General features: G+C 70.7%; 13 protein-coding genes and 1 pseudogene. 6 read left to right on the forward strand and 8 right to left on the reverse strand.

The window, feature by feature from the left end; translation table 11 throughout:
• Nucleotides 1-4: 4 nt before the first annotated feature.
• Nucleotides 5-1,363, reverse strand: a complete 1,359-nt coding sequence (gabT, locus tag QNO11_RS12480) for a 4-aminobutyrate--2-oxoglutarate transaminase (RefSeq protein ID WP_257507961.1) — start codon at nt 1,361-1,363, stop codon at nt 5-7.
• 95 nt (nt 1,364-1,458) lie between these two features.
• Here gabT and QNO11_RS12485 point away from each other — a divergent pair, with 95 nt between their 5' ends.
• Nucleotides 1,459-3,000 carry a PucR family transcriptional regulator gene (locus QNO11_RS12485; protein WP_257507960.1) on the forward strand — a complete coding sequence of 514 codons (1,542 nt, stop codon included), beginning with the start codon at nt 1,459-1,461 and terminating at the stop codon, nt 2,998-3,000.
• Between the two features lie 274 nt (nt 3,001-3,274).
• Here QNO11_RS12485 and QNO11_RS12490 read toward each other — a convergent pair whose 3' ends face one another.
• On the reverse strand, nt 3,275-4,699 hold the full coding sequence (locus QNO11_RS12490) for a helix-turn-helix transcriptional regulator (protein WP_257508729.1): 1,425 nt from the start codon (nt 4,697-4,699) through the stop codon (nt 3,275-3,277).
• Nucleotides 4,700-4,879: 180 nt separating this feature from the next.
• On the opposite strand from QNO11_RS12490, the gene aceB reads away from it, so the two are divergent.
• From aceB to QNO11_RS12505, 3 genes are all read left to right on the forward strand, one after another.
• On the forward strand, nt 4,880-6,544 hold the full coding sequence (gene aceB, locus QNO11_RS12495) for a malate synthase A (protein ID WP_374113794.1): 1,665 nt from the start codon (nt 4,880-4,882) through the stop codon (nt 6,542-6,544).
• Nucleotides 6,545-6,577: 33 nt separating this feature from the next.
• Entirely contained in the window at nt 6,578-8,173 is a 1,596-nt protein-coding gene (locus tag QNO11_RS12500; RefSeq protein WP_257507959.1) for an isocitrate lyase, read from the forward strand.
• A gap of 131 nt (nt 8,174-8,304) precedes the next feature.
• Nucleotides 8,305-8,640, forward strand: a complete 336-nt coding sequence (locus QNO11_RS12505) for a YciI family protein (RefSeq protein WP_257507958.1) — start codon at nt 8,305-8,307, stop codon at nt 8,638-8,640.
• Nucleotides 8,641-8,658: 18 nt separating this feature from the next.
• Here the strand turns inward: QNO11_RS12505 and QNO11_RS12510 are convergent, their stop codons facing one another.
• Nucleotides 8,659-11,388, reverse strand: coding sequence for a helix-turn-helix transcriptional regulator (locus tag QNO11_RS12510; RefSeq protein WP_257507957.1), 2,730 nt, complete (start codon nt 11,386-11,388; stop codon nt 8,659-8,661).
• 122 nt (nt 11,389-11,510) lie between these two features.
• Here QNO11_RS12510 and QNO11_RS12515 point away from each other — a divergent pair, with 122 nt between their 5' ends.
• A complete protein-coding gene (locus tag QNO11_RS12515) occupies nt 11,511-12,602 on the forward strand; it encodes a class I SAM-dependent methyltransferase (protein WP_257507956.1) in 1,092 nt (363 codons plus the stop codon).
• Nucleotides 12,603-12,646: 44 nt separating this feature from the next.
• Here QNO11_RS12515 and QNO11_RS12520 read toward each other — a convergent pair.
• The 4 genes and pseudogenes from QNO11_RS12520 to QNO11_RS12535 all read right to left on the reverse strand — a co-directional run.
• Nucleotides 12,647-13,255 (reverse strand): annotated as a pseudogene (locus QNO11_RS12520) (response regulator); the annotation flags it as partial.
• On the reverse strand, nt 13,252-14,439 hold the full coding sequence (locus tag QNO11_RS12525; RefSeq protein ID WP_257507955.1) for a sensor histidine kinase: 1,188 nt from the start codon (nt 14,437-14,439) through the stop codon (nt 13,252-13,254). The gene QNO11_RS12525 and the pseudogene QNO11_RS12520, both read right to left, overlap by 4 nt.
• Before the next feature lie 42 nt (nt 14,440-14,481).
• On the reverse strand, nt 14,482-15,291 hold the full coding sequence (locus QNO11_RS12530; RefSeq protein ID WP_257507954.1) for an ABC transporter permease: 810 nt from the start codon (nt 15,289-15,291) through the stop codon (nt 14,482-14,484).
• Complete coding sequence (locus QNO11_RS12535) at nt 15,288-16,223, reverse strand: ABC transporter ATP-binding protein (protein ID WP_257507953.1); 936 nt, start codon at nt 16,221-16,223, stop codon at nt 15,288-15,290. The genes QNO11_RS12530 and QNO11_RS12535 overlap by 4 nt, the downstream gene beginning before the upstream one ends.
• A gap of 284 nt (nt 16,224-16,507) precedes the next feature.
• Here QNO11_RS12535 and QNO11_RS12540 point away from each other — a divergent pair, with 284 nt between their 5' ends.
• On the forward strand, nt 16,508-17,707 hold the full coding sequence (locus QNO11_RS12540) for a pyridoxal phosphate-dependent aminotransferase (protein WP_257507952.1): 1,200 nt from the start codon (nt 16,508-16,510) through the stop codon (nt 17,705-17,707).
• A gap of 34 nt (nt 17,708-17,741) precedes the next feature.
• Here QNO11_RS12540 and QNO11_RS12545 read toward each other — a convergent pair whose 3' ends face one another.
• Nucleotides 17,742-18,878 carry a UDP-N-acetylmuramate dehydrogenase gene (locus tag QNO11_RS12545; protein WP_257507951.1) on the reverse strand — a complete coding sequence of 379 codons (1,137 nt, stop codon included), beginning with the start codon at nt 18,876-18,878 and terminating at the stop codon, nt 17,742-17,744.

Genomic DNA, 18,878 nt, shown 5'->3' on the forward strand with positions numbered 1-18,878 from the left:
GATGTCATCGTGCGGCGAGCGCGGATGCCACGACGTCCACACCCTCGTGGAGCAGCTCGTCGGGGATCGACAGCGGTGGCAGGAAGCGGATCACGTTGCCGTACGTGCCGCACGTGAGCACGATCACCCCTTCGGCCAGGCACGCCTTCGCGACCGCTCCGGTCAGCGCCGCGTCGGGGGCGCCGGTGGCGGGGTCGACGAACTCGGCGGCGATCATCGCGCCGCGGCCGCGCACCTCGCCGATGCGCGGATCGGCGGCCGCGATGGCCTCCAGGCGGCTCAGCAGGATCTGCTCGATCTGCTGAGCCCGTTCGATGAGGCCGTCGTTCTCGAACGCGTCGATCGCGGCCAGGGCGGCGGCGCACGCCACCGGGTTGCCGCCGTAGGTGCCGCCCAGGCCCCCGGCATGGGCGGCATCCATGATCTCGGACCGGCCGGTCACGGCGGCCAGCGGCATGCCCCCCGCAATTCCCTTGGCCGTCGTGACCAGGTCCGGGACGATGCCGAACAGTTCGCTGGCGAACATCGCGCCGGTGCGGGCGAACCCGGATTGCACCTCGTCGGCGATGAAGACCACGCCGTTGTCGCGGCACCAGTCGGCGATCGCCGGCAGGAACCCGTCGGCGGGCACGATGAAGCCGCCCTCGCCCTGGATCGGCTCGATGATGACGGCGGCGAGGTTGTCGGCGCCGATCTGCTTCTCGATGAGCCCGATCGCCCGCACCGCGGCATCCGGTCCGCTCAGCCCATCGCGCAGCGGGTACGACGCCGGGGCGCGATAGACCTCGGGGGCGAACGGCCCGAACCCGCTCTTGTAGGGCATCGACTTCGCCGTCAGCGCCATCGTCAGGTTGGTGCGGCCGTGGTAACCGTGATCGAACGCGACGACGGCCTGCTTGCCGGTGTACTTGCGGGCGATCTTCACCGCGTTCTCGACCGCTTCCGCGCCGGAGTTGAACAGGGCGCTCTTCTTGGCGTGGTCACCAGGGGTGAGGCGGTTGAGCGCCTCGGCGACGGCGATGTACGACTCATATGGCGAGATCATGAAGCAGGTGTGGGTGAACTGCGACGCCTGCGCCGTGATGGCCTCGACGACCTTCGGGTGGGCAGATCCGACCGTGGTCACCGCGATGCCCGAACCCAGGTCGATGAGCGAGTTGCCGTCGGCGTCGACGACCACCCCGCCGCCGGCGGCCACCGCCGCGATCGGCACGGTGTGCCCGACTCCCGCCGGGACCGCCGCGGCCTTGCGCTCGAGGATCTGCTGCGAGCGGGGTCCGGGGATGGCGGTGGTCAGCCGCCGCACCTGCGGCAGGCCGGGTCCGCCCTGCGGCGTCGTGGGGGTCGCGTCGATGAGGGTCATGGGGCGAGCGTAGGAGCCTGCGGGCGTCACGACACTCGCCACGCGGTATATTTCATGGCAATTGCTATACCTGGCGTATAAGAGCGGAGCGTGTCGTGGCGGCCACAGCGGACCTCGAACCGACGCTGGGGGCGCTGCTGGGAAGGCGGGAACTGCGCCTGCGGCTCGCGTCCGACGTGCACGATCTGCCGGGCGACGCCCTGGATCGCCCGATCCGCTGGGTGCACGGTTCGGACCTGGCCGACCCCACCCCGTTCCTGGCCGACGACCTCGTGCTGCTGACCACCGGCACCCAGTTCGCCGCCGCCGGCGACCTGGACGCGCAGCCGTACGTCGACTACGTGCGGCGGCTGAGCGGCCGCGCCGTCGCCGGGCTCGGCTTCGGTACCGAGGTCGCCCGCACCGGCATCCCACCTGCCCTGGAGCGGGCGTGCCGGGACGCCGGGATGCCGCTGTTCGAGGTGCCGTATGACACGCCGTTCATCGCGGTCGCCCGCGCGAACGCCGAGACGATCGCGGCGCAGGCGTACGCCCGGCGCAGCTGGGCGCTGGCCGCGCAGCGGGCGATCTCGCTGGCGGCGCTGCGCCCCGACGGCTTGGGTGCCACGATCGGCGAGCTGGCGCGCCAGCTGAACACCTGGGTGGGCATGTACGACGCGGCCGGCGAGCTGGTGCGTGAGCATCCCGCGGACGCGCTCGACGCCGACGCTGCACGGAGCGTGCACCACGAGGTCGGCGCCGTGCTGCGGCGCGGTGCCCGCGCCGGGTCGTCGCTGCGGCGCGACGGGCGCGCGTTCACCCTGCAGACCCTCGGCCGCGGCGGGAGGCTGCGCGGCGTGGTGGCGATCGCGGCGGGTGACCTGGACCGTGAAGGCCGCGACGTCGTGACGTCGGTGATCTCCATGGCCAGCCTCGCGCTCGAGCAGCATCAGCGACTGGGACGGGCGCGCGACGTGCTGCGCACCGGGATGCTGCAGTCGCTGCGCACCGGCGACCCGGGACTGGCGAGGCGCATCTCGCGCGACGCGTGGGGGCCGATGCCGGTCGCCCCGATCGTCGTGGCGGTCACGGATGCCGCCGCCGCGGCATCCGACGCCCTCGGCGAACTGCTGGAGTTGCGTGCCGACGAGCGACGCGGCGCACTGTTCTACGGGCAGGGCGACGACGGCATGGTGCTGGCGGTCGCCGCGGCGGAGACGGAGATCCTCGATGAGGTCGCGACGCTGTTCGCGCTGGCCCTCGGGGTCTCCGCGCCGACCGGGTACGACGGGTTCGACGCCGCGCTCCAGCAGGCCCGCGTCGCCCGCGACCGCGGCGGACGAGGGGTGACGCACTTCGCGGATGCCTCGCGCACCGGCATCCTCTCTGCGCTGTCCACTCACGAAGGCCGGGCGCTCGCGTCGGCGCTGCTGCAACCGCTGGTGGCACACGACGCCGCCCACGCGACGTCGCTGGTGCCGACCCTGCGTGCGTGGCTGGATGCCGACTGCTCGCACGAGGCCGCGGCGCGCGCTCTCGGGGTGCACCGGCACACCGTGCGCACCCGGCTGGCCGCGGCCGAGGCCGCGCTCGGGCGGGATCTGGCGGCGTTCGCGTTCCGCGCCGAGCTGTGGGCCGCCTTCGCCGCGCTCGGCTGACCCGGCGGCCGTCGCGCGGCCCGTCACCCGGCGTCGTTCGGTCGTCGCATCCGGCCCTCCCGGGCGCGCTCGAGCGCGCATTCGTGACGACCGAGCCCCCGGGCTCCCCCACCGGGATCGCTCGGTCGTCGCATCCGGCCCTCCCGGGCGCACTCGAGCGCGCATTTGCGACGACCGAGCGCCCGGGCTCCCCCACCGGGATCGTTCGGTCGTCGCATCCGGCCCTCCGCACCGGAGCGGCTCGCGGCGGGGGGCGCCCCGCAGGGCAGCAGGCTCAGCGGGGGGCGTGGGCCTCGAGGAACTCGTACACCTCGGTCGTGTCCACCCCGGGGAACGCCCCCGTCGGCAGCGTCGCCAGCAGGGTGCGGGGCGTGCGCACGTTCGGCCACGACTGCTCGCGCCACGCGGACTCGAGGTCGGCCGGGGCACGCCGGCAGCACACCTCGACGGAATGCTTCGACACCCCGCGGTTGGTGGTGTCGCGCCCGAGGAACCACTTGGTGTCGTCGAAGCGCACCCCCACGCTCACCGAGTGAGCGCCTTCGCTGGATGCCTCCACGCGCGCGGTGCACCAATACGTGCCGTTGCCGGTGTCGGTGTACTGGTAGTACGGGTTGAAGTGGTCGTCGACGTCGAACACGACGCGGCTGGTCCACTTGCGACAGCACAGCTGCCCCTCGATGGAGCCGAGGCGGTCGGTCGGAAAGTTGACGTCGTCATTCTCGTAGGCCTTGGTGATCGTGCCCGACTCGTGCACCTTGAGGAAGTGCACCGGAATGTCCAGGTGCATCGTCGCGAGGTTGGTGAACCGGTGCGCGGCTGTCTCGTACGACACCGAATAGGTGTCCCGCAGGTCCTCGATCGACAGCGCCCGGCGCTGCTTGGCATCGTGCAGCGCCGGCACGACGTGGGCTTCGGGGATCAACAGCGCCCCGGTGAGGTAATTCGTCTCGACCCGCTGGCGCAGGAACTCGGCATAGCTGTGCGGCTCGGAGTGGCCGAGGATGCGACTGGACAGCGCTTGCAGCACGGCGGTGCGCGGGTCCGCCTTGGCGGTCACGCGGCTGGACAGGTACAGCCGGCCGTTCTTGATGTCGGCCACGCTGCGGGTGGTCTGCGGCAGATCCGGCACGTAGTGCAGCGTGAAGCCGAGGTGCGCGGCGATGTCGGATGCCGTGCGCTGCGTGATCGGTCCGCCGGGGTGCCCGACGGCGTCCAGGATGCCGCGGGCGTGCTGTTCCAGGTCGGGGAAGTAGTTGTTCTGCGTGCGCATCAGCCGCCGCAGCGCCACGTTCGCGCGGCGCGCCTCTTCGGGGGTGGCCGACCGCTCATCGCGGAGGCGCTCGATCTCGCCCTGCAGCGCCATCATCGCCTTCAGCACCTCGGTGGGCACGGTTTTGCCGACCCGGAACGGCGCGATCCCCAGCGCCTGGAACGTCTGCCCGCTCATCGCCCGCTCCAGCTGGATCTCCAGTGTCGAGCGCTCGTCCAGCGGCTCGGTCTCCAGCAGCGCGTCCAGCGACGTGTCCAGCGCCCGCGCGATCGCACGCAGCAGGGTGAGCTTGGGCTCACGCCGGCCGTTCTCGATCATCGACAGCTGGCTGGGCGCGCGCGCGACAGCACGTGCGAGTTCGTCGAGGGTCATCCCCCGCGCAGTGCGCAACTGCCGGATGCGCCGGCCCATCGTCAGCGGGTCCATCTCCTCATCGTCTGCGGTGACGGGCCCGGTCTGGCCATCGAGATGCGTGGTCATGCCGGGATTCTGTCACGAAAGCAGAAGTATCCCGAAAGTTCACCTCCCTCCTGGTCGTTTGCGGGGTCGAAGTTCACCGAATAGTGGAGGCACGACCTTCCGCACTCGTTCATAGGAGGACAGGACATGACACCTGCAACGGCCACCCCGATGCGTACGCGCACCGGCCCCATCTCCATCCAGACCTCCGAGCCGACGATCGCGGTCGCCGGCCGCATGGGCCCCCGCTACGACGAGGTCCTCACCCCCGAAGCCCTCGCGTTCCTCACCGACCTGCACCACCGCTTCGCAGCGCGTCGGCACGACAGGCTCGCCGATCGCCTCCGTCGCCGCTTCGAGATCGGCAACGGGCACGACCCGCGCTTCCGCGACGACACCCGCCACATCCGTGAGGACGGATCATGGCAGGTCGCCGGGGCGGGACCGGGTCTGGAGGACCGCCGCGTGGAGATCACCGGCCCCACCGACCCCAAGATGACGATCAACGCACTCAACTCGGGTGCGAAGGTATGGCTGGCCGATCAGGAGGACGCGACGAGCCCCACCTGGAAGAACGTCATCGAAGGGCAGTTGAGCCTGCGTGACGCGATCCGGGGCGAACTGGCGTTCACAAGCCCCGAGGGCAAGCGCTACGAGGTCACCGCCGAGCGCACCCCGACGATCGTGATGCGGCCTCGCGGCTGGCACCTGACCGAGCATCACCTCCGCTTCACCGACCGCTTCGGCCGCGAGATGGCGGCCTCCGGCTCCCTCGTCGACTTCGGCCTGTACTTCTTCCACAACGCCGCCCAGTTGATCGCGAACGGACGCGGCCCCTACGTCTACATCGCCAAGCTCGAATCGAGCGAGGAGGCCAAGCTGTGGGATGACATCTTCACCTTCAGCGAGCAATACATCGGCATCCCGCACGGCACGATTCGCGCGACGGTGCTCATCGAGACGCTGCCCGCGGCGTTCGAGATGGAGGAGATCCTCTACGAGCTGCGCGACCACTGCGCGGGCCTGAACGCCGGCCGCTGGGACTACATCTTCTCGATCATCAAGAACTACCGCGGCCGCGGGGCACGGTTCGTTCTCCCCGACCGCAGTGAGGTCACGATGACGGTGCCGTTCATGCGGGCCTACACCGAGCTGCTCGTGCAGACGTGTCACCGCCGCGGCGCATTCGCCATCGGCGGGATGAGCGCCTCCATCCCCAACCGGGGTGACCCCGAGGTGACCCAGCGCGCGTTCGAGAAGGTCGCCGCCGACAAGAAGCGCGAGGCCGGCGACGGCTTCGACGGCACGTGGGTGGCCCACCCCGACCTCATCCCGGTGGCCCGGGCCGAGTTCGACGCGGTGCTCGGCGACCGCCCCAACCAGGTGGACCGCCAGCGCCCCGAGGTGACCGTCACCGCCGCCGACCTGATCGACGTGCGCATCGGGCGCCCCATCACCGCCCAGGGCGTGCGCGACAACGTGTCGGTCGCGATCCGCTACATCGAGGCTTGGCTGCGGGGCCTGGGCGCCGTCGCGATCGACAACCTGATGGAGGATGCCGCGACGGCGGAGATCTCCCGCTCGCAGGTGTGGCAGTGGATCCACCAGGGCCTTTCCACCGCCGAGGGCGACCGCATCACCCGTGAGTACATCGAGTCGCTCATCAGCGAGGTGCTCGGCGAGGTCGGGCGGCGCGACGACGACCGGTTCGACGACGCCGCGGCCGTCTTCCGCGATGTCGCCCTCGGCCAGGACTTCCCGGCCTTCCTCACCCTCTCGGCCTACTCGAGATTCCTCGTCGAATCCGAGTAGTCCCCCACCGTCAGCCCGATGAAGGGAAAAGAAATGACCGCCTACCAGGACGACATCGACGCCATCCAGGCACTCAAGGTGGAGCACGGCTCCGCATGGGATGCCATCAACCCCGAGTCCGTGGCTCGCATGCGGGCGCAGAACCGCTTCAAGACGGGACTCGAGATCGCGCAGTACACCGCCGACATCATGCGCCGCGACATGGCCGAGTACGACGACGATTCGTCGGTCTACACCCAGTCGCTCGGCGTCTGGCACGGCTTCATCGGTCAGCAGAAGCTGATCTCGATCAAGAAGCACCTCAAGACCACGAACAAGCGGTATCTCTACCTCTCGGGGTGGATGGTCGCCGCGCTCCGCTCGCAGTTCGGCCCGCTCCCCGACCAGTCGATGCACGAGAAGACCTCAGTGCCGGCCCTGATCGAAGAGCTCTACACGTTCCTGCGCCAGGCCGATGCCCGCGAACTCGATCTGCTCTTCACGCGGCTCGACACAGCGCGGTCGGCCGGCGATGAGACCGCGGCCGAATTCATCCAGTCGCAGATCGACACGTACGAGACCCACGTCGTGCCGATCATCGCCGACATCGACGCCGGCTTCGGCAACCCCGAGGCAACGTACCTGCTCGCCAGGAAGATGATCGAGGCGGGCGCCTGCGCCATCCAGATCGAGAACCAGGTGTCCGACGAGAAACAGTGCGGCCATCAGGATGGCAAGGTCACCGTTCCGCACGAGGACTTCATCGCCAAGCTCAACGCGGTGCGTTACGCGTTCCTCGAGCTGGGCATCGACAACGGCATCATCGTCGCCCGCACCGACTCGCTCGGCGCAGGCCTCACGCAGAAGCTCGCCGTCACGCAGGAACCCGGCGACCTGGGCGACCAGTACAACGCGTTCCTGGATGTCGAACAGGTCTCGGACGCCGATCTCGGCAACGGTGACGTCGTCATCAAGCGCGACGGCACGCTGCTGCGCCCCAAGCGGCTCCCGAGCAACCTCTACCAATTCCGCCCCGGAACCGGTGAGCAGCGTGTCGTGCTGGACTGCATCACGTCGCTGCGCAACGGCGCCGACCTGCTGTGGATCGAGACGGAGAAGCCGCACGTGGAGCAGATCGCGGGCATGGTCGACGCGATCCGCGAGGAGATCCCGAACGCGAAGCTCGTGTACAACAACAGCCCGTCGTTCAACTGGACTCTCAACTTCCGCCAGCAGGCCTACGACCTGCTCGCCGAACAGGGCAAGGACCTCTCCGCCTACGACCGCAGCGACCTGATGAACGTCGCGTACGACGACACCGAACTGGCGCAGCTGGCCGACGAGAAGATCCGCACCTTCCAGCGCGACGGCTCTGCGCGGGCCGGGATCTTCCACCACCTCATCACGCTGCCGACCTACCACACGGCCGCCTTGTCGACCGATGACCTCGCCGAGGGTTACTTCGGCGACGAGGGCATGCTCGCCTACGTGCGGGGGGTGCAGCGACGCGAGATCCGCGGGGGCATCGCGACCGTCAAGCACCAGAACATGGCGGGCAGTGACATCGGCGACACCCACAAGGAGTATTTCGCCGGCGCCGCGGCCCTCAAGGCCGGCGGTCAGCACAACACAATGAATCAGTTCGGCTGAGCGCTCGAACGAGAGCGGATGCCTCGGACCGCCCGGTCCGGGGCATCCGCCGTGTTCGCAGGAATGTCGATCTCGGCCGCCCGCTGCTCGACGCGCTGTCGTAACGTCACTCACAAACGAAAGGCAGTGCGATGCGATACCTCATGCTGGTCCTCACCGATCCGGATCTGGAAGCCAACGAGGAGGTGCCCGTCTCCATCGAGGCCTGGGTCGACGAGGCCTACGGAACCGGACGTGCAGTCGAAGGCGATCGGCTGCGGCCGGCCACCGAGGCCAAGACCATCCGCCGGCGCCGGCGGGAGGTCATCGTCAGCGACGGACCGTTCGCCGAGGCGTACGAACTGATCGGCGGCTTCGACGTGCTCGAGTGCGAGACGGTGGAGGATGCCATCGAACTCGCGTCGCGGCATCCGATGGCCACGTCCGGCGTGATCCAGCTGCACCCTGCCTGGCCGCTGGACCTCTGACCCGCGCCGCCGCCGCGATCACTTTGCGGGTTCGATGGCTTCGGCCAGTTGCGCCCGCGAGCCGATGCCGAGCTTGGTGTAGACCTTGCGCAGGTGGTACTCCACCGTCTTCGGGCTGAGGAAGAGAGCGGCGGCGGCCTCCCTCGTCGTGCGGCCGTCGGCCAGCAGCACGCTCACCTGCAGTTCCTGCGGGGTGAGCGCCGACAGCGCGGGTGCCTGCGGCTGCTGTACCCGCTCGCCGGTGGCCGTCAGTTCGGCCGCGGCCTGCGCGCGCCATACCTGGGCGCCCAGGTCACCGAACTCGGCGAGCGCGGCCCGCAGCTGCACGCGGGCATCCACGCGGCGCCCGGCCCGGCGCAGACGCTCCCCGAAGGCCAACCGGGTGCGCGCCGTCTCGAACCGGTCGAGGGTTTGGTCGTGCCGCACCAGCGCGGCGTCGAAGCTGCGCTCGAACCGGTCATCGGATGCCGCCAACGCGGTTCCGCGGTGTGCGCGCGCGAGCGACCACGGCTGTCCCTTGCGCCGCGCAGCGGCAAGGAACCTCGCCGCGACCGACTCCGCTTCCGCGCGCCGGCCCAGGCGCAGCAGCGCATCGGTGAGCTCGGGGGCGGGATCGAGGTCGGCATCCTGCAGGCCCAGTCCTGCGAGCAGCCCGGCGAGATCGGTGAAGTGCGCGACGGCCAGCTCGGCGTTGCCCAGCGACAGCTCCAAGTCACCCAGCGCGTACAGCACCCACACCCGGCCCATGTGGATGTCGCGCGCAAGGCACAGCTGCGCCGCCTGGCCGGCATGCGCACGGCAGGCATCCGCTTTGCCTGCGCGCGACTCCAGCCCGGCGAGCCCGGCGAGCGACATCGCGCGCTCGGTGTCCTGCCCGGTGTCGGCGGCGAGGTGGATCGCCTCGCTATAGGTCGCCTCCGCGTGCGCCCACCCCGCCGTGGTCGCTTGATCCCGCGCCAGGTGGAACAGCACGGCGGGCAGGTCGCCCACTCCCGCCGCCCCTCGCACCTCATCGGCCAGCGCACGCAGCCGCGCACCGTCGGTGTCGTCCCGCAGGAACAGCGGCGCCAACAGCAGCCATGATTGTCGCCGTGGGTCATGGCGCAGGTCGGGGTCGTTCTCGAGGAGAGGCACCGCGGCCCTGATCTCCCGCGGCCCGCCCTGCCCGGCGAGGATCCGCGCGATGCCGGCTGCCGTCAGGCCCAACGCCCTCGACCGCGACGCGGTCACCGCAGGGAGTGTCTGCGCGAGCCGCTCCGCGAGCGCCATCGCCGTCCGCGCGTCGCCGAGGTAGTACGTGGCCTGGACGGCATCGGCGAGCACGACGGCAAGATCGTCGGGGTCGCGGGTGTCCGCGGCGACGGCGAGGAGGATGTCCAGCGCCTCCCGCAGCGAACCGGTGCGGGCCGCGATCGCCGCGCGCAGCTGGAGTTCGCGCAGGTCGCCGCCGCCCTGACGCGCTCGGTCGTCGAGCAGGGCCAGCGACCGCGCGCCGTGACCGGCCGACCACGCGACCTCGGCCGCGCGCAGGAGCAGTTCAGTGCGGGCGCCGGCATCCGGCGACAGCCGCGCGGCGCGTTCGAACGCCGTGGATGCCACCGCGAACGCCGCACGCCCCTCGGCATGCGCGCCCGCTTCGGCCAACAGGCTCGCCACCGCGGCGTCGGGGTACCACACCGCCTCCGAGAGGTGCCAGGCGCGACGGTCGGCATCCCCCGGCGCGACCGCGCCGGCGGCGGCCAGATGCGCCGCGCGTCGGTCGCGTGTCGCCGCTCCCGAATACACCGCGGCACGCACCAGCGGATGCCGGAATTCGACCCGGCCGGCATCCACTCTCACCAGCCCCTCGTCCTCCGCGTCACCGAGACGACCGGCATCGACGGTGAGCGCCCCGCAGGCGGCGGCGATCACTTGCAGGTCGGTGCCGCAGACCGCAGCGACCAGCAGCGCGGCACGGCAGCCGTCATCCAATTGGGCCAGCCGCCGCCCGAACGCCTCGGTGACCGCGCTGGTCACCCGCAGCGGCAACCCCGTCTCGGCGCTGTCGAGCACCTCTCGGTCACTCGCCCCCAGTTCCCGCAGTGCGAGCGGATTGCCCGCGGTCGCCCGGTGCAGCAGCCGGACAAGATCCTCCGATGCCGCGGCACCGTGCGCGTCGGCGACCAGCAGCCGCGCGGCATCGAGATCGATCCCGTCCAGACGTAGCATCGGCAGGCTCGCGACGGCGTGGTCGCCCTCCGGGCTGCGGGCGCCCAGCAGCACGAGCACCGGGTCGGCGGCGAGCCGGCGGGCCGCGAACACCAGCGCGTTCACCGATGGACTGTCGGCCAGGTGCACGTCGTCGACGACGACGGCGACCGGGCCGTCCTCCGCGTAGCGGCAGATCAGGCTCAATACCGCGGCGCCGACGGCGAACCGCCCGGGCGCACGCCCGGCCACCCCGCCCGACCGTGGCAGGGCGAGCGCCGCGGCGAGCGCGTCGGATTGCGCCGGCGGGATGCCGCCCAGCACGGGCAGCGCTGGCCGCACCAGCTGCATGAGCGTGGCGAAGGGGATCTCGCTCTCGGATTCGATGCCGGTCGCTCGCAGCAGGCGCATGTCTGTGAGCGTGTCGATCACGCCGCCCAGCAGCGCGGTCTTGCCGACGCCGGCCTCGCCGATCACGGCGAGCACCCCGCTAGCTCCGAGGCGAGCGGCGGCCACCAGGCGCTCGACGGCCTGCTGCTCGGCCTGCCGACCCACCAGCATGGGGCGAGTCTAGGCCGCGCCGGATCACTAGGGGGGTCCCCTGATGCGCCCGACGACCGGTGGTCCCTACCGTCGAGGCATCCGCATGCCATCACTCAGGAACATCAGGAAAGGAACGATCCATGTCCACTCCCACCGTCGATCAGCCCCCCGAGGTGGCCATCGACGCAGACAAGCTCATGGGCTTCGTCTTCCGCGCCGTCGACGAAGTCGGCGCGGCGCTGGGCGCCGCCCTGGTCGTCATGGGCGACAAGCTCGGCTACTACCGGGATCTCGCCGACAACGGCCCGTCGACGCCGGCACAATTGGCAGAACGCACTCAGACCGCCGAGCCCTACGCGCGCGAATGGCTCAACGCGCAGGCCGCCGGCGACTACGTCACGTACGACCCGCAGACCCGGCTCTACACGCTGCCGCCGGAGCACGCCATCGCGATGACCGATCCGGACAGCCCCGCGTTCCTGCCCGGGCTCTTCCAGATCGCGCTCGGAACGGTGCACGACACCCAGCACATCGTGGATGCCGCCCGCAGCGGCGCCGGCTACGGCTGGCACGAGCACGGCACCGACGTGCACATCGGGTGTGAGCGGTTCTTCCGCCCGAGCTACCACGCGTACCTCGTGAACGCGTGGATCCCGGCGCTGGACGGTGCCGAGGAGAAGCTGCGCGCCGGGGCGAAAGTCGCCGATGTGGGGTGCGGGCATGGCGCCTCGACGATCCTCATGGCACAGGCGTTCCCTGCTTCCACGTTCGTGGGTTTCGACTACCACCCCGAGTCCATCGAGGTCGCCCGGCAACGGGCCGAGGAGGCCGGCGTCGCCGACCGCGTGCGGTTCGAGGTCGCCTCTGCGGCGGACTTCGGCGGCACCGACTACGACCTCGTGGCGATGTTCGATTGCCTGCACGACATGGGCGACCCGGTGGGGGCGGCCGCGCACGTGCGGGAGGTCATCGCCGACGACGGGGTCTGGATGGTCGTCGAGCCGATGGCAGGCGACCACGTGGAGGACAACCTCAACCCGATCGGTCGCGCCTACTACGGGTTCTCGACGCTGCTGTGCACGCCGGCGTCGCTGTCGCAGGACGTCGGGCTGGCACTGGGCACACAGGCGGGACCGGCGCGCATCCGCGACGTGACCGCGGCGGGCGGGTTCACCCGGTTCCGCAGCGTCGCCGAGACGCCGTTCAACCGGGTGCTGGAGGTCCGCCCCTGACGTCGAACCCGCTCCGGCAGCAGCAGGTCACGACGAGAGCAGCCCGCGAGGGTCACGGCGCGGGTGCGGTCGGCGACGCCGAGCTTTTCGAACACCCGCAGCAGGTGCGTCTTGACCGTCGATTCCCCGATGCCCAGCGCCACCGCGACCTGTTTGTTGCTGTGGCCGGTGGCCACCAGGCGCAGCACCGCGGTCTCGCGAGGAGTCAGCAGCGCCTCCGGCTCGGGGCGCCGCATCCGCTCGACGAGTCGCACCGCCACCTGCGGCGACAGCGCCGTTTGACCGGCGGCGACGGAGCGGATGCCGGCGACGATCTCCTCCCGCGGTGCGGCCTTCAGCAGGTAGCCGCTCGCGCCCGCCTCGATCGCCGCGAGGATCTGGTCGTCGGTCTCGTAGGTCGTGAGAATCAGCACCCGAGGTGCGGGGTCGCCGGCCGCGCCCCCCACCAGCCGGGCGGTCGCCGCCACGCCGTCGACCCGCGGCATCCGCAGGTCCATCAGCACCACGTCGGGCCGGGTCGCCGCCGCGATGCGCACAGCTTCGTCGCCGTCTGCGGCCTCGGCGACCACGTCGAACCCCGGTTCGTCCGAGAGCAGACCTGCCAGCCCGGCCCGCACCACCGGGTGGTCGTCGACGATCATGAGTCGGATCATGCCGGTTCCACCGCCGGCTGTGCCGCGTTCGAGGTCGGCAGCGTGACGCGCAGCGCGGCGCCCCCGCCGGGCCGCGCCTGGATGTCGAGCGCGCCGCCGGCCAGCGCGATGCGCTCGGCCATGCCATCCAGACCGAAACCCGACCGCGGCGCGAGCGGGTCGAAACCACGACCGTCGTCGATGACCTCGAGCACGACGGTGCCGTCCATGGCGGCCACGCGCACACTGGCCCGCGCGGCGTCCGCGTGCTTGCGGACGTTGGCGAGCGCTTCCTGCACGCAGCGGAGCATCACCACCTGCGCGTCACGGTCGACGTCGGCATCCAGGGCGGAATCGAGGTCGATCTGCAGCCCCGCCTCGGCCCGGAACCGCTCGACCAGCCGCTCCAGCGCCGCATCGAACGCCGCTTCGGCGGGGACGGCGGCGGTGCGGGCGACCAGCGCCCGGGCTTCGGCGAGCGCCTCTCGGGCGACGGCTTCGACCGTGGCGATGGACTGCATCGCGGCATCCGCTTTGCCCGACCGATACTGCCCGCCGGCACGTTCGGCGATCAGCACGAGACCGGCGAGCGTCTGCGCGAGGGTGTCGTGGATCTCGCGCGCCATGCGCTCCCGCTCCTGTGCGGCGCCCCGGTCGCGGCTGAGCGCCTGCACGGCATCCTGAGCCGACGTCAGTTCGGCCAGCAACCGGCCCCGCTCCTCGGCACTGTCGGCGATGCTCGCGATCCACAGCCCGAACACGACCGCGAACAGCAGCGAGAAGCCGGCGGTGACCAGCCCCGAAGCCCAGCCGCCCGCCGAGAAGTCCTCGCCGGCGGCGAAGCCCACCAGGATCGTTAGGGCCGGCAGCGCAGACCCGACGATCGCCTGCCGGTTGTTCGCGGTGATCATCCACACCAGCGGATAGATGATCGTCTGCAGCATCGCCAGGAACGGGTTGACCGACACCCCGATGCCCACCGCGACGCTGACCGCGACGATGAACACCGGAACGCGCCAGGTGGGCGGGTCCTCACCGATCTCGTGCCGGGCCAGCAGCAGATAGGCCAGCACGACGGCGGCGACCGAGCCGATCGACACGGCCTGCTCGCCCGGTGTGCCTTCGTTGTAGATCAGCACTGCGAACACGGCGACGATGATCCCCGCGCCGAGGATCGCGATGTCCCACCCTCGCCGATTCACCATGTCAGGCCCTTCTCGCGGCGCATCGAGCCCGTCGGCACCAGGCTACGCGTCGCGCCGGATCCACCGGAACGTCGCTCTGCTCATGATCAGTCCGATGACCAGCCAGAGCGCGAGAGCGATCGCGACCCAGCCGAGCTCCCAGCCGTTGCCCGGCTCGAGGGCGGCGTACTCGTTGGGCAGGAACGCCGCCCGCATGCCGCGCGCCATCCACACCAGCGGGAACGCGCTGGCGACGTACTGCAGCCAGTCGGGCAACTGCCAGAAGAAGATGTAGACGCCCGAGATGAACTGCAGCACCAGCGCGATCGGCACGACGACGGCGCTCGCGCTGCGGCCGGATCTGGGCAGTGCCGACACGGCGATGCCCAGCAGGGCGGATGCGACCAGCCCGAGCAGGAACACCCACGCGAACGTCCCCCAGTCCTCGAGGCTCGACGGCAACGGCACGTTGAACACGACCGCGGCGACGGCGACGAGGATGGCCGCCTGCAGGATGCCGGTGGCCAGAACCTGGCCGATCTTGCCGGCGAAGTAGCTCACCGGCGACAGCGGCGTGCCGCCGAGGCGTTTGAGCGTGCCGTCGGAGCGTTCCATCGCGATGTCCACCGCCAGGTTCTGGAATCCCGACAGCAGCAGGCCGGCGGCGAGCATGGCGGGCAGGTACAGCTCAGCGGCCGACAGTGCCGGCATCCCCGGTCCGCCGCTGATGCCGCCCTCGGTGTCGAAGATCGTGCTGAACAGCGCGAGCATGAACACCGGGAACAGGAAGGTGAAGAACAGGGTGTCGCCGGAGCGGAAGTAGCCGCGCACTTCGTAGGCGGCGCGGTGCGCGCCGAGGGCGATGGTGCTCATCGTCCGACCTCCTCTTCGATGGTGGCGATGCTGGGAGGGGCGGTCTCGGCCGTCTCGGCCGTCTCGGCCGTCTCGGGCGTCTCGGCCGTCTCGGGCTCGTCGACCATGCCGAGGTAGATCTCCTCGAGCGAGGGCCGGCGGATCTCCAGTGCTTCCGGCTCGCCGCCCAGGCGAGCGGCGAGCGCTGCGGTGAACTCCCACGGGGTGGCCGTGCGCGCTTCACGCATCACGCCCCCTTCCCGCCACACAACCCGGGGCATCCGTGCCTCCTCACCGCCGAACGTGGCGACGGCGCCGATCGCGCGCAGGCGACCGTGGTTGATCACAGCGACGCGATCGGCCAGCTGCGCCGCTTCGTCGAGATAGTGCGTGGTGAGCAGGATCGTCGTGCCCTCGCCCTGCAGTCGGCGGATGAGCTCCCAGAACTCGCGCCGCGCGTGCGGGTCGAATCCGGTGGTGGGCTCGTCGAGGAACAGCAGCTCGGGGCGGCCGATGATGCCCAGGGCCACATCCACGCGTCGCTGCTGACCGCCGGAGAGTTTCGCGATGCGCGTGCCGGCCTGGCTCTCCAGTCCGACCGAGGCGATCACCTCGTCGACGTCGCGCGGGCGGGGGTAGTACGCGGCGAACTGGCGCAGCTGCTCGCGCACCGTGTAGGCACCGGCCTGACCGGTCGACTGCAGCACGATGCCGATCTTCGCCTTCCAGTCCAGGCCCGCGGACTCGGGGTCCACGCCCAACACCGTGACTTCGCCGCCGGTGCGGCGCCGGTAGCCCTCGAGGATCTCGACGGTGGTCGACTTGCCTGCTCCGTTCGGCCCGAGGAGCGCGAACGTCTCGCCGCGGGCGATCTCGAAGCTCACGTCGTCGACCACCGCGGCGGCGCCGTAGGTCTTGCGCAGGTTCTGCACCCGCACCGCATCTGTATCCATGGTTCCAGCGTGCGCTCCCGCGGCCGCTTTCCCCAGGGGTCTTCCGGCGGAGCCGCCGTCCTCCATTCGGTGGACCCGCGTGGCGTGTCGCGGGCGGATGCCGCGGCACGGGGTGAGCACATCCGCCGCGCGCCGCGCGCCAGTTCTTCGGAGATCTACGCGTCTCCGGTGCCGATCTCGGCATCCACTCCGAAATACTGCCGATCTCCGAAGTCGTGGCGACAGGGAGGGCGGATGCCACGGCACGGGGCGAGCCCGAGACAGCCGCGGGCTACGCTCGTTGTGTGACTGATCGAGCTCCTCTTTCCCGCAAGCTGTCCGCCATCGCCGAGTCCGCGACGCTGAAGGTGGATGCCAAGGCGAAGTCGCTGCAGGCGGCCGGTCGCCCTGTCATCTCGTACGCGGCCGGCGAGCCCGATTTCGCCACGCCGCAGTTCATCGTGGATGCCGCCGCCGAGGCGCTGCGCGACCCCGCGAACTACCGCTACACCCCGGCGGCCGGCCTGCCCGTGCTGCGGGAGGCGATCGTGGCCAAGACGCTGCGCGACTCCGGGCTGGAGGTCACGCCCGCCCAGGTGGTCGTCACCAACGGCGGCAAGCAGGCGGTGTACCAGGCGTTCCAAGCCGTGGTGAACCCGGGCGATGAGGTGCTGCTGCCCGCTCCGTACTGGACGACTTACCCCGAGGCGATCGCGCTGGCCGACGGCGTGCCGGTGGAGGTGTTCGCCGGAGCCGACCAGGAGTACAAGGTCACCGTCGAGCAGCTCGAGGCGGCCCGCACCGCCAAGACCACGGTGCTGGTGTTCGTCTCGCCGTCGAACCCGACCGGGTCGGTCTACACGCCCGAGGAGACCGCCGAGATCGGCCAGTGGGCGCTGGAGCACGGCATCTGGGTGATCACGGACGAGATCTATCAGAACCTCGTCTACGAAGGCGTGCGTGCCGTGTCGATCGTCGAGGCCGTGCCGGAGCTGGCCGGCCAGACGCTGCTGGTCAACGGCGTCGCGAAGACCTACGCGATGACCGGCTGGCGGGTGGGCTGGATGGTCGGCCCCGCCGACGCGATCAAGCTCGCCGGCAACCTGCAGTCGCACCTGTCGTCCAACGTCAACAACATCGCGCAGCGTGCGGCGCTGGCGGCCCTGACCGGACCGCAGGACGAGGCGGAGCAGATGCGCCTCGCCTTCGACCGCCGCCGCCGCCTGATCGTCGAGGAACTGTCGAAGATCGAGGGCGTCACCGTGCCGAACCCGCTCGGGGCGTTCTACGCGTACCCCGACGTGACGGGCCTGCTCGGCCGCACGTACGGCGGAGTCACCCCGACGACCTCCCTGGAACTGGCCGATCTCATCCTCGAGCAGGCCGAGGTCGCCGTGGTGCCGGGCGAGGCGTTCGGCCCCTCCGGATACCTGCGACTGTCCTACGCGCTCGGCGATGAGCAGCTGCTCGAGGGCATGCACCGCCTGCAGGACCTCTTCGCCTGACGCCGGACAGGCGAACGCGACCCACCCCGCCCGGCTACAGCTGGATGCCGACCAGGACGGGTTCCGGCTGCAGGATCAGGCCGAACTCGGACTGCACGCGGTTCAGGACGAAGCGGGCGAGCTCCGCGAGCTCCTCCGCCGTGGCGGATCCCCTGTTGGTGATCGCGAGCGCGTGCTTGGTCGACAGTCCGGCACGGGAGCGCGGCAGGTGGAATCCCTTGGTCAGTCCGGCGTGCTCGATGAGCCACGCTGCGCTGACCTTGACGTCGGATTCCGCGACGACCGGCGGCGGGATGTACCCGTCGAAAGTCGCCAGCGGAATCACCGTGACCGTCGGCACGTGCGGGGTCACCGGCCACCGCGGGCACTCGTCAGGGAGGGTGCGGGCGAACTCGGCCGAGACGATCGCGTTCTGGAAGAACGAGCCTGCACTGTAGGTGTCGGGGTCGGCGTCGTCGAGCACCATCCCCTTCGCGCGGCGGGTGGCCAGCACGGTCTCGCGCACCCAGGCCAGCGACACCGCGGCATCCGGAGCCAGGCGCAGCGCCTGCCGCAACTGCTCACCCCGCACCGGCACGTCGCCGTGGCCGACCTCGGCCAGTTCGAGCGTCACCGAGAGGATCACGCCGCGGCGCACCGCGCCGATTCCGTAGTGGTCCTTGAGCACCGATGTGCGAAAACCCAGACCCAGATCGGCGGCGGACACGGTCTCGATCTCACCGGTGGCTTCGTCGAGCAGCTCGACCTCGACCAGCGTCTGCACGATCTCCTGGCCGTACGCGCCGACGTTCTGGATCGGTGCGGCACCGGCGGTCCCGGGGATGCCGGACATCGCCTCGATCCCGGCCAGGCCCTCCTCGACGGTGTACGCCACCAGCGCGTCCCAGTCGTGCCCGGCTTCCACGCGCAGGCGCACGTGCCCCTCCCGGGGGGACGGCACACGCTCGATGCCGCGCGTGCGCACCAGCACGACGGTGCCGTCGAAGGGCTCGTCGGACACCAGCAGGTTGGAGCCGCCGCCGACGACCAGCCACGCGGCGTGGTCGGCCCACAGGGTGCGCATGGCGTCGACCAGCTCGTCGCGGGTGTGCGTTTCGATGAGCCGGGTGGGGATGCCGCCGGCGCGCAGTGTCGTCAACTGGGCGAGCGGAACGGGGGTCAGTTCGGGCAT

Origin of the sequence: Microbacterium sp. zg-B96, from assembly GCF_030246865.1 — a bacterium.
Lineage (GTDB): Bacteria > Actinomycetota > Actinomycetes > Actinomycetales > Microbacteriaceae > Microbacterium.

Excerpts from the sequence above, each read along its gene's own strand:
- gabT (WP_257507961.1), bottom strand. The coding sequence starts at position 1,363 with ATGACCCTCATCGACGCGACCCCCACGACGCCGCAGGGCGGACCCGGC.
- QNO11_RS12490 (WP_257508729.1), bottom strand. The coding sequence starts at position 4,699 with ATGGACCCGCTGACGATGGGCCGGCGCATCCGGCAGTTGCGCACTGCG.
- aceB (WP_374113794.1), top strand. The coding sequence starts at position 4,880 with ATGACACCTGCAACGGCCACCCCGATGCGTACGCGCACCGGCCCCATC.
- QNO11_RS12500 (WP_257507959.1), top strand. The coding sequence starts at position 6,578 with ATGACCGCCTACCAGGACGACATCGACGCCATCCAGGCACTCAAGGTG.
- QNO11_RS12505 (WP_257507958.1), top strand. The coding sequence starts at position 8,305 with ATGCGATACCTCATGCTGGTCCTCACCGATCCGGATCTGGAAGCCAAC.
- QNO11_RS12510 (WP_257507957.1), bottom strand. The coding sequence starts at position 11,388 with ATGCTGGTGGGTCGGCAGGCCGAGCAGCAGGCCGTCGAGCGCCTGGTG.
- QNO11_RS12515 (WP_257507956.1), top strand. The coding sequence starts at position 11,511 with ATGTCCACTCCCACCGTCGATCAGCCCCCCGAGGTGGCCATCGACGCA.
- QNO11_RS12525 (WP_257507955.1), bottom strand. The coding sequence starts at position 14,439 with ATGGTGAATCGGCGAGGGTGGGACATCGCGATCCTCGGCGCGGGGATC.
- QNO11_RS12530 (WP_257507954.1), bottom strand. The coding sequence starts at position 15,291 with ATGAGCACCATCGCCCTCGGCGCGCACCGCGCCGCCTACGAAGTGCGC.
- QNO11_RS12535 (WP_257507953.1), bottom strand. The coding sequence starts at position 16,223 with ATGGATACAGATGCGGTGCGGGTGCAGAACCTGCGCAAGACCTACGGC.
- QNO11_RS12545 (WP_257507951.1), bottom strand. The coding sequence starts at position 18,878 with ATGCCCGAACTGACCCCCGTTCCGCTCGCCCAGTTGACGACACTGCGC.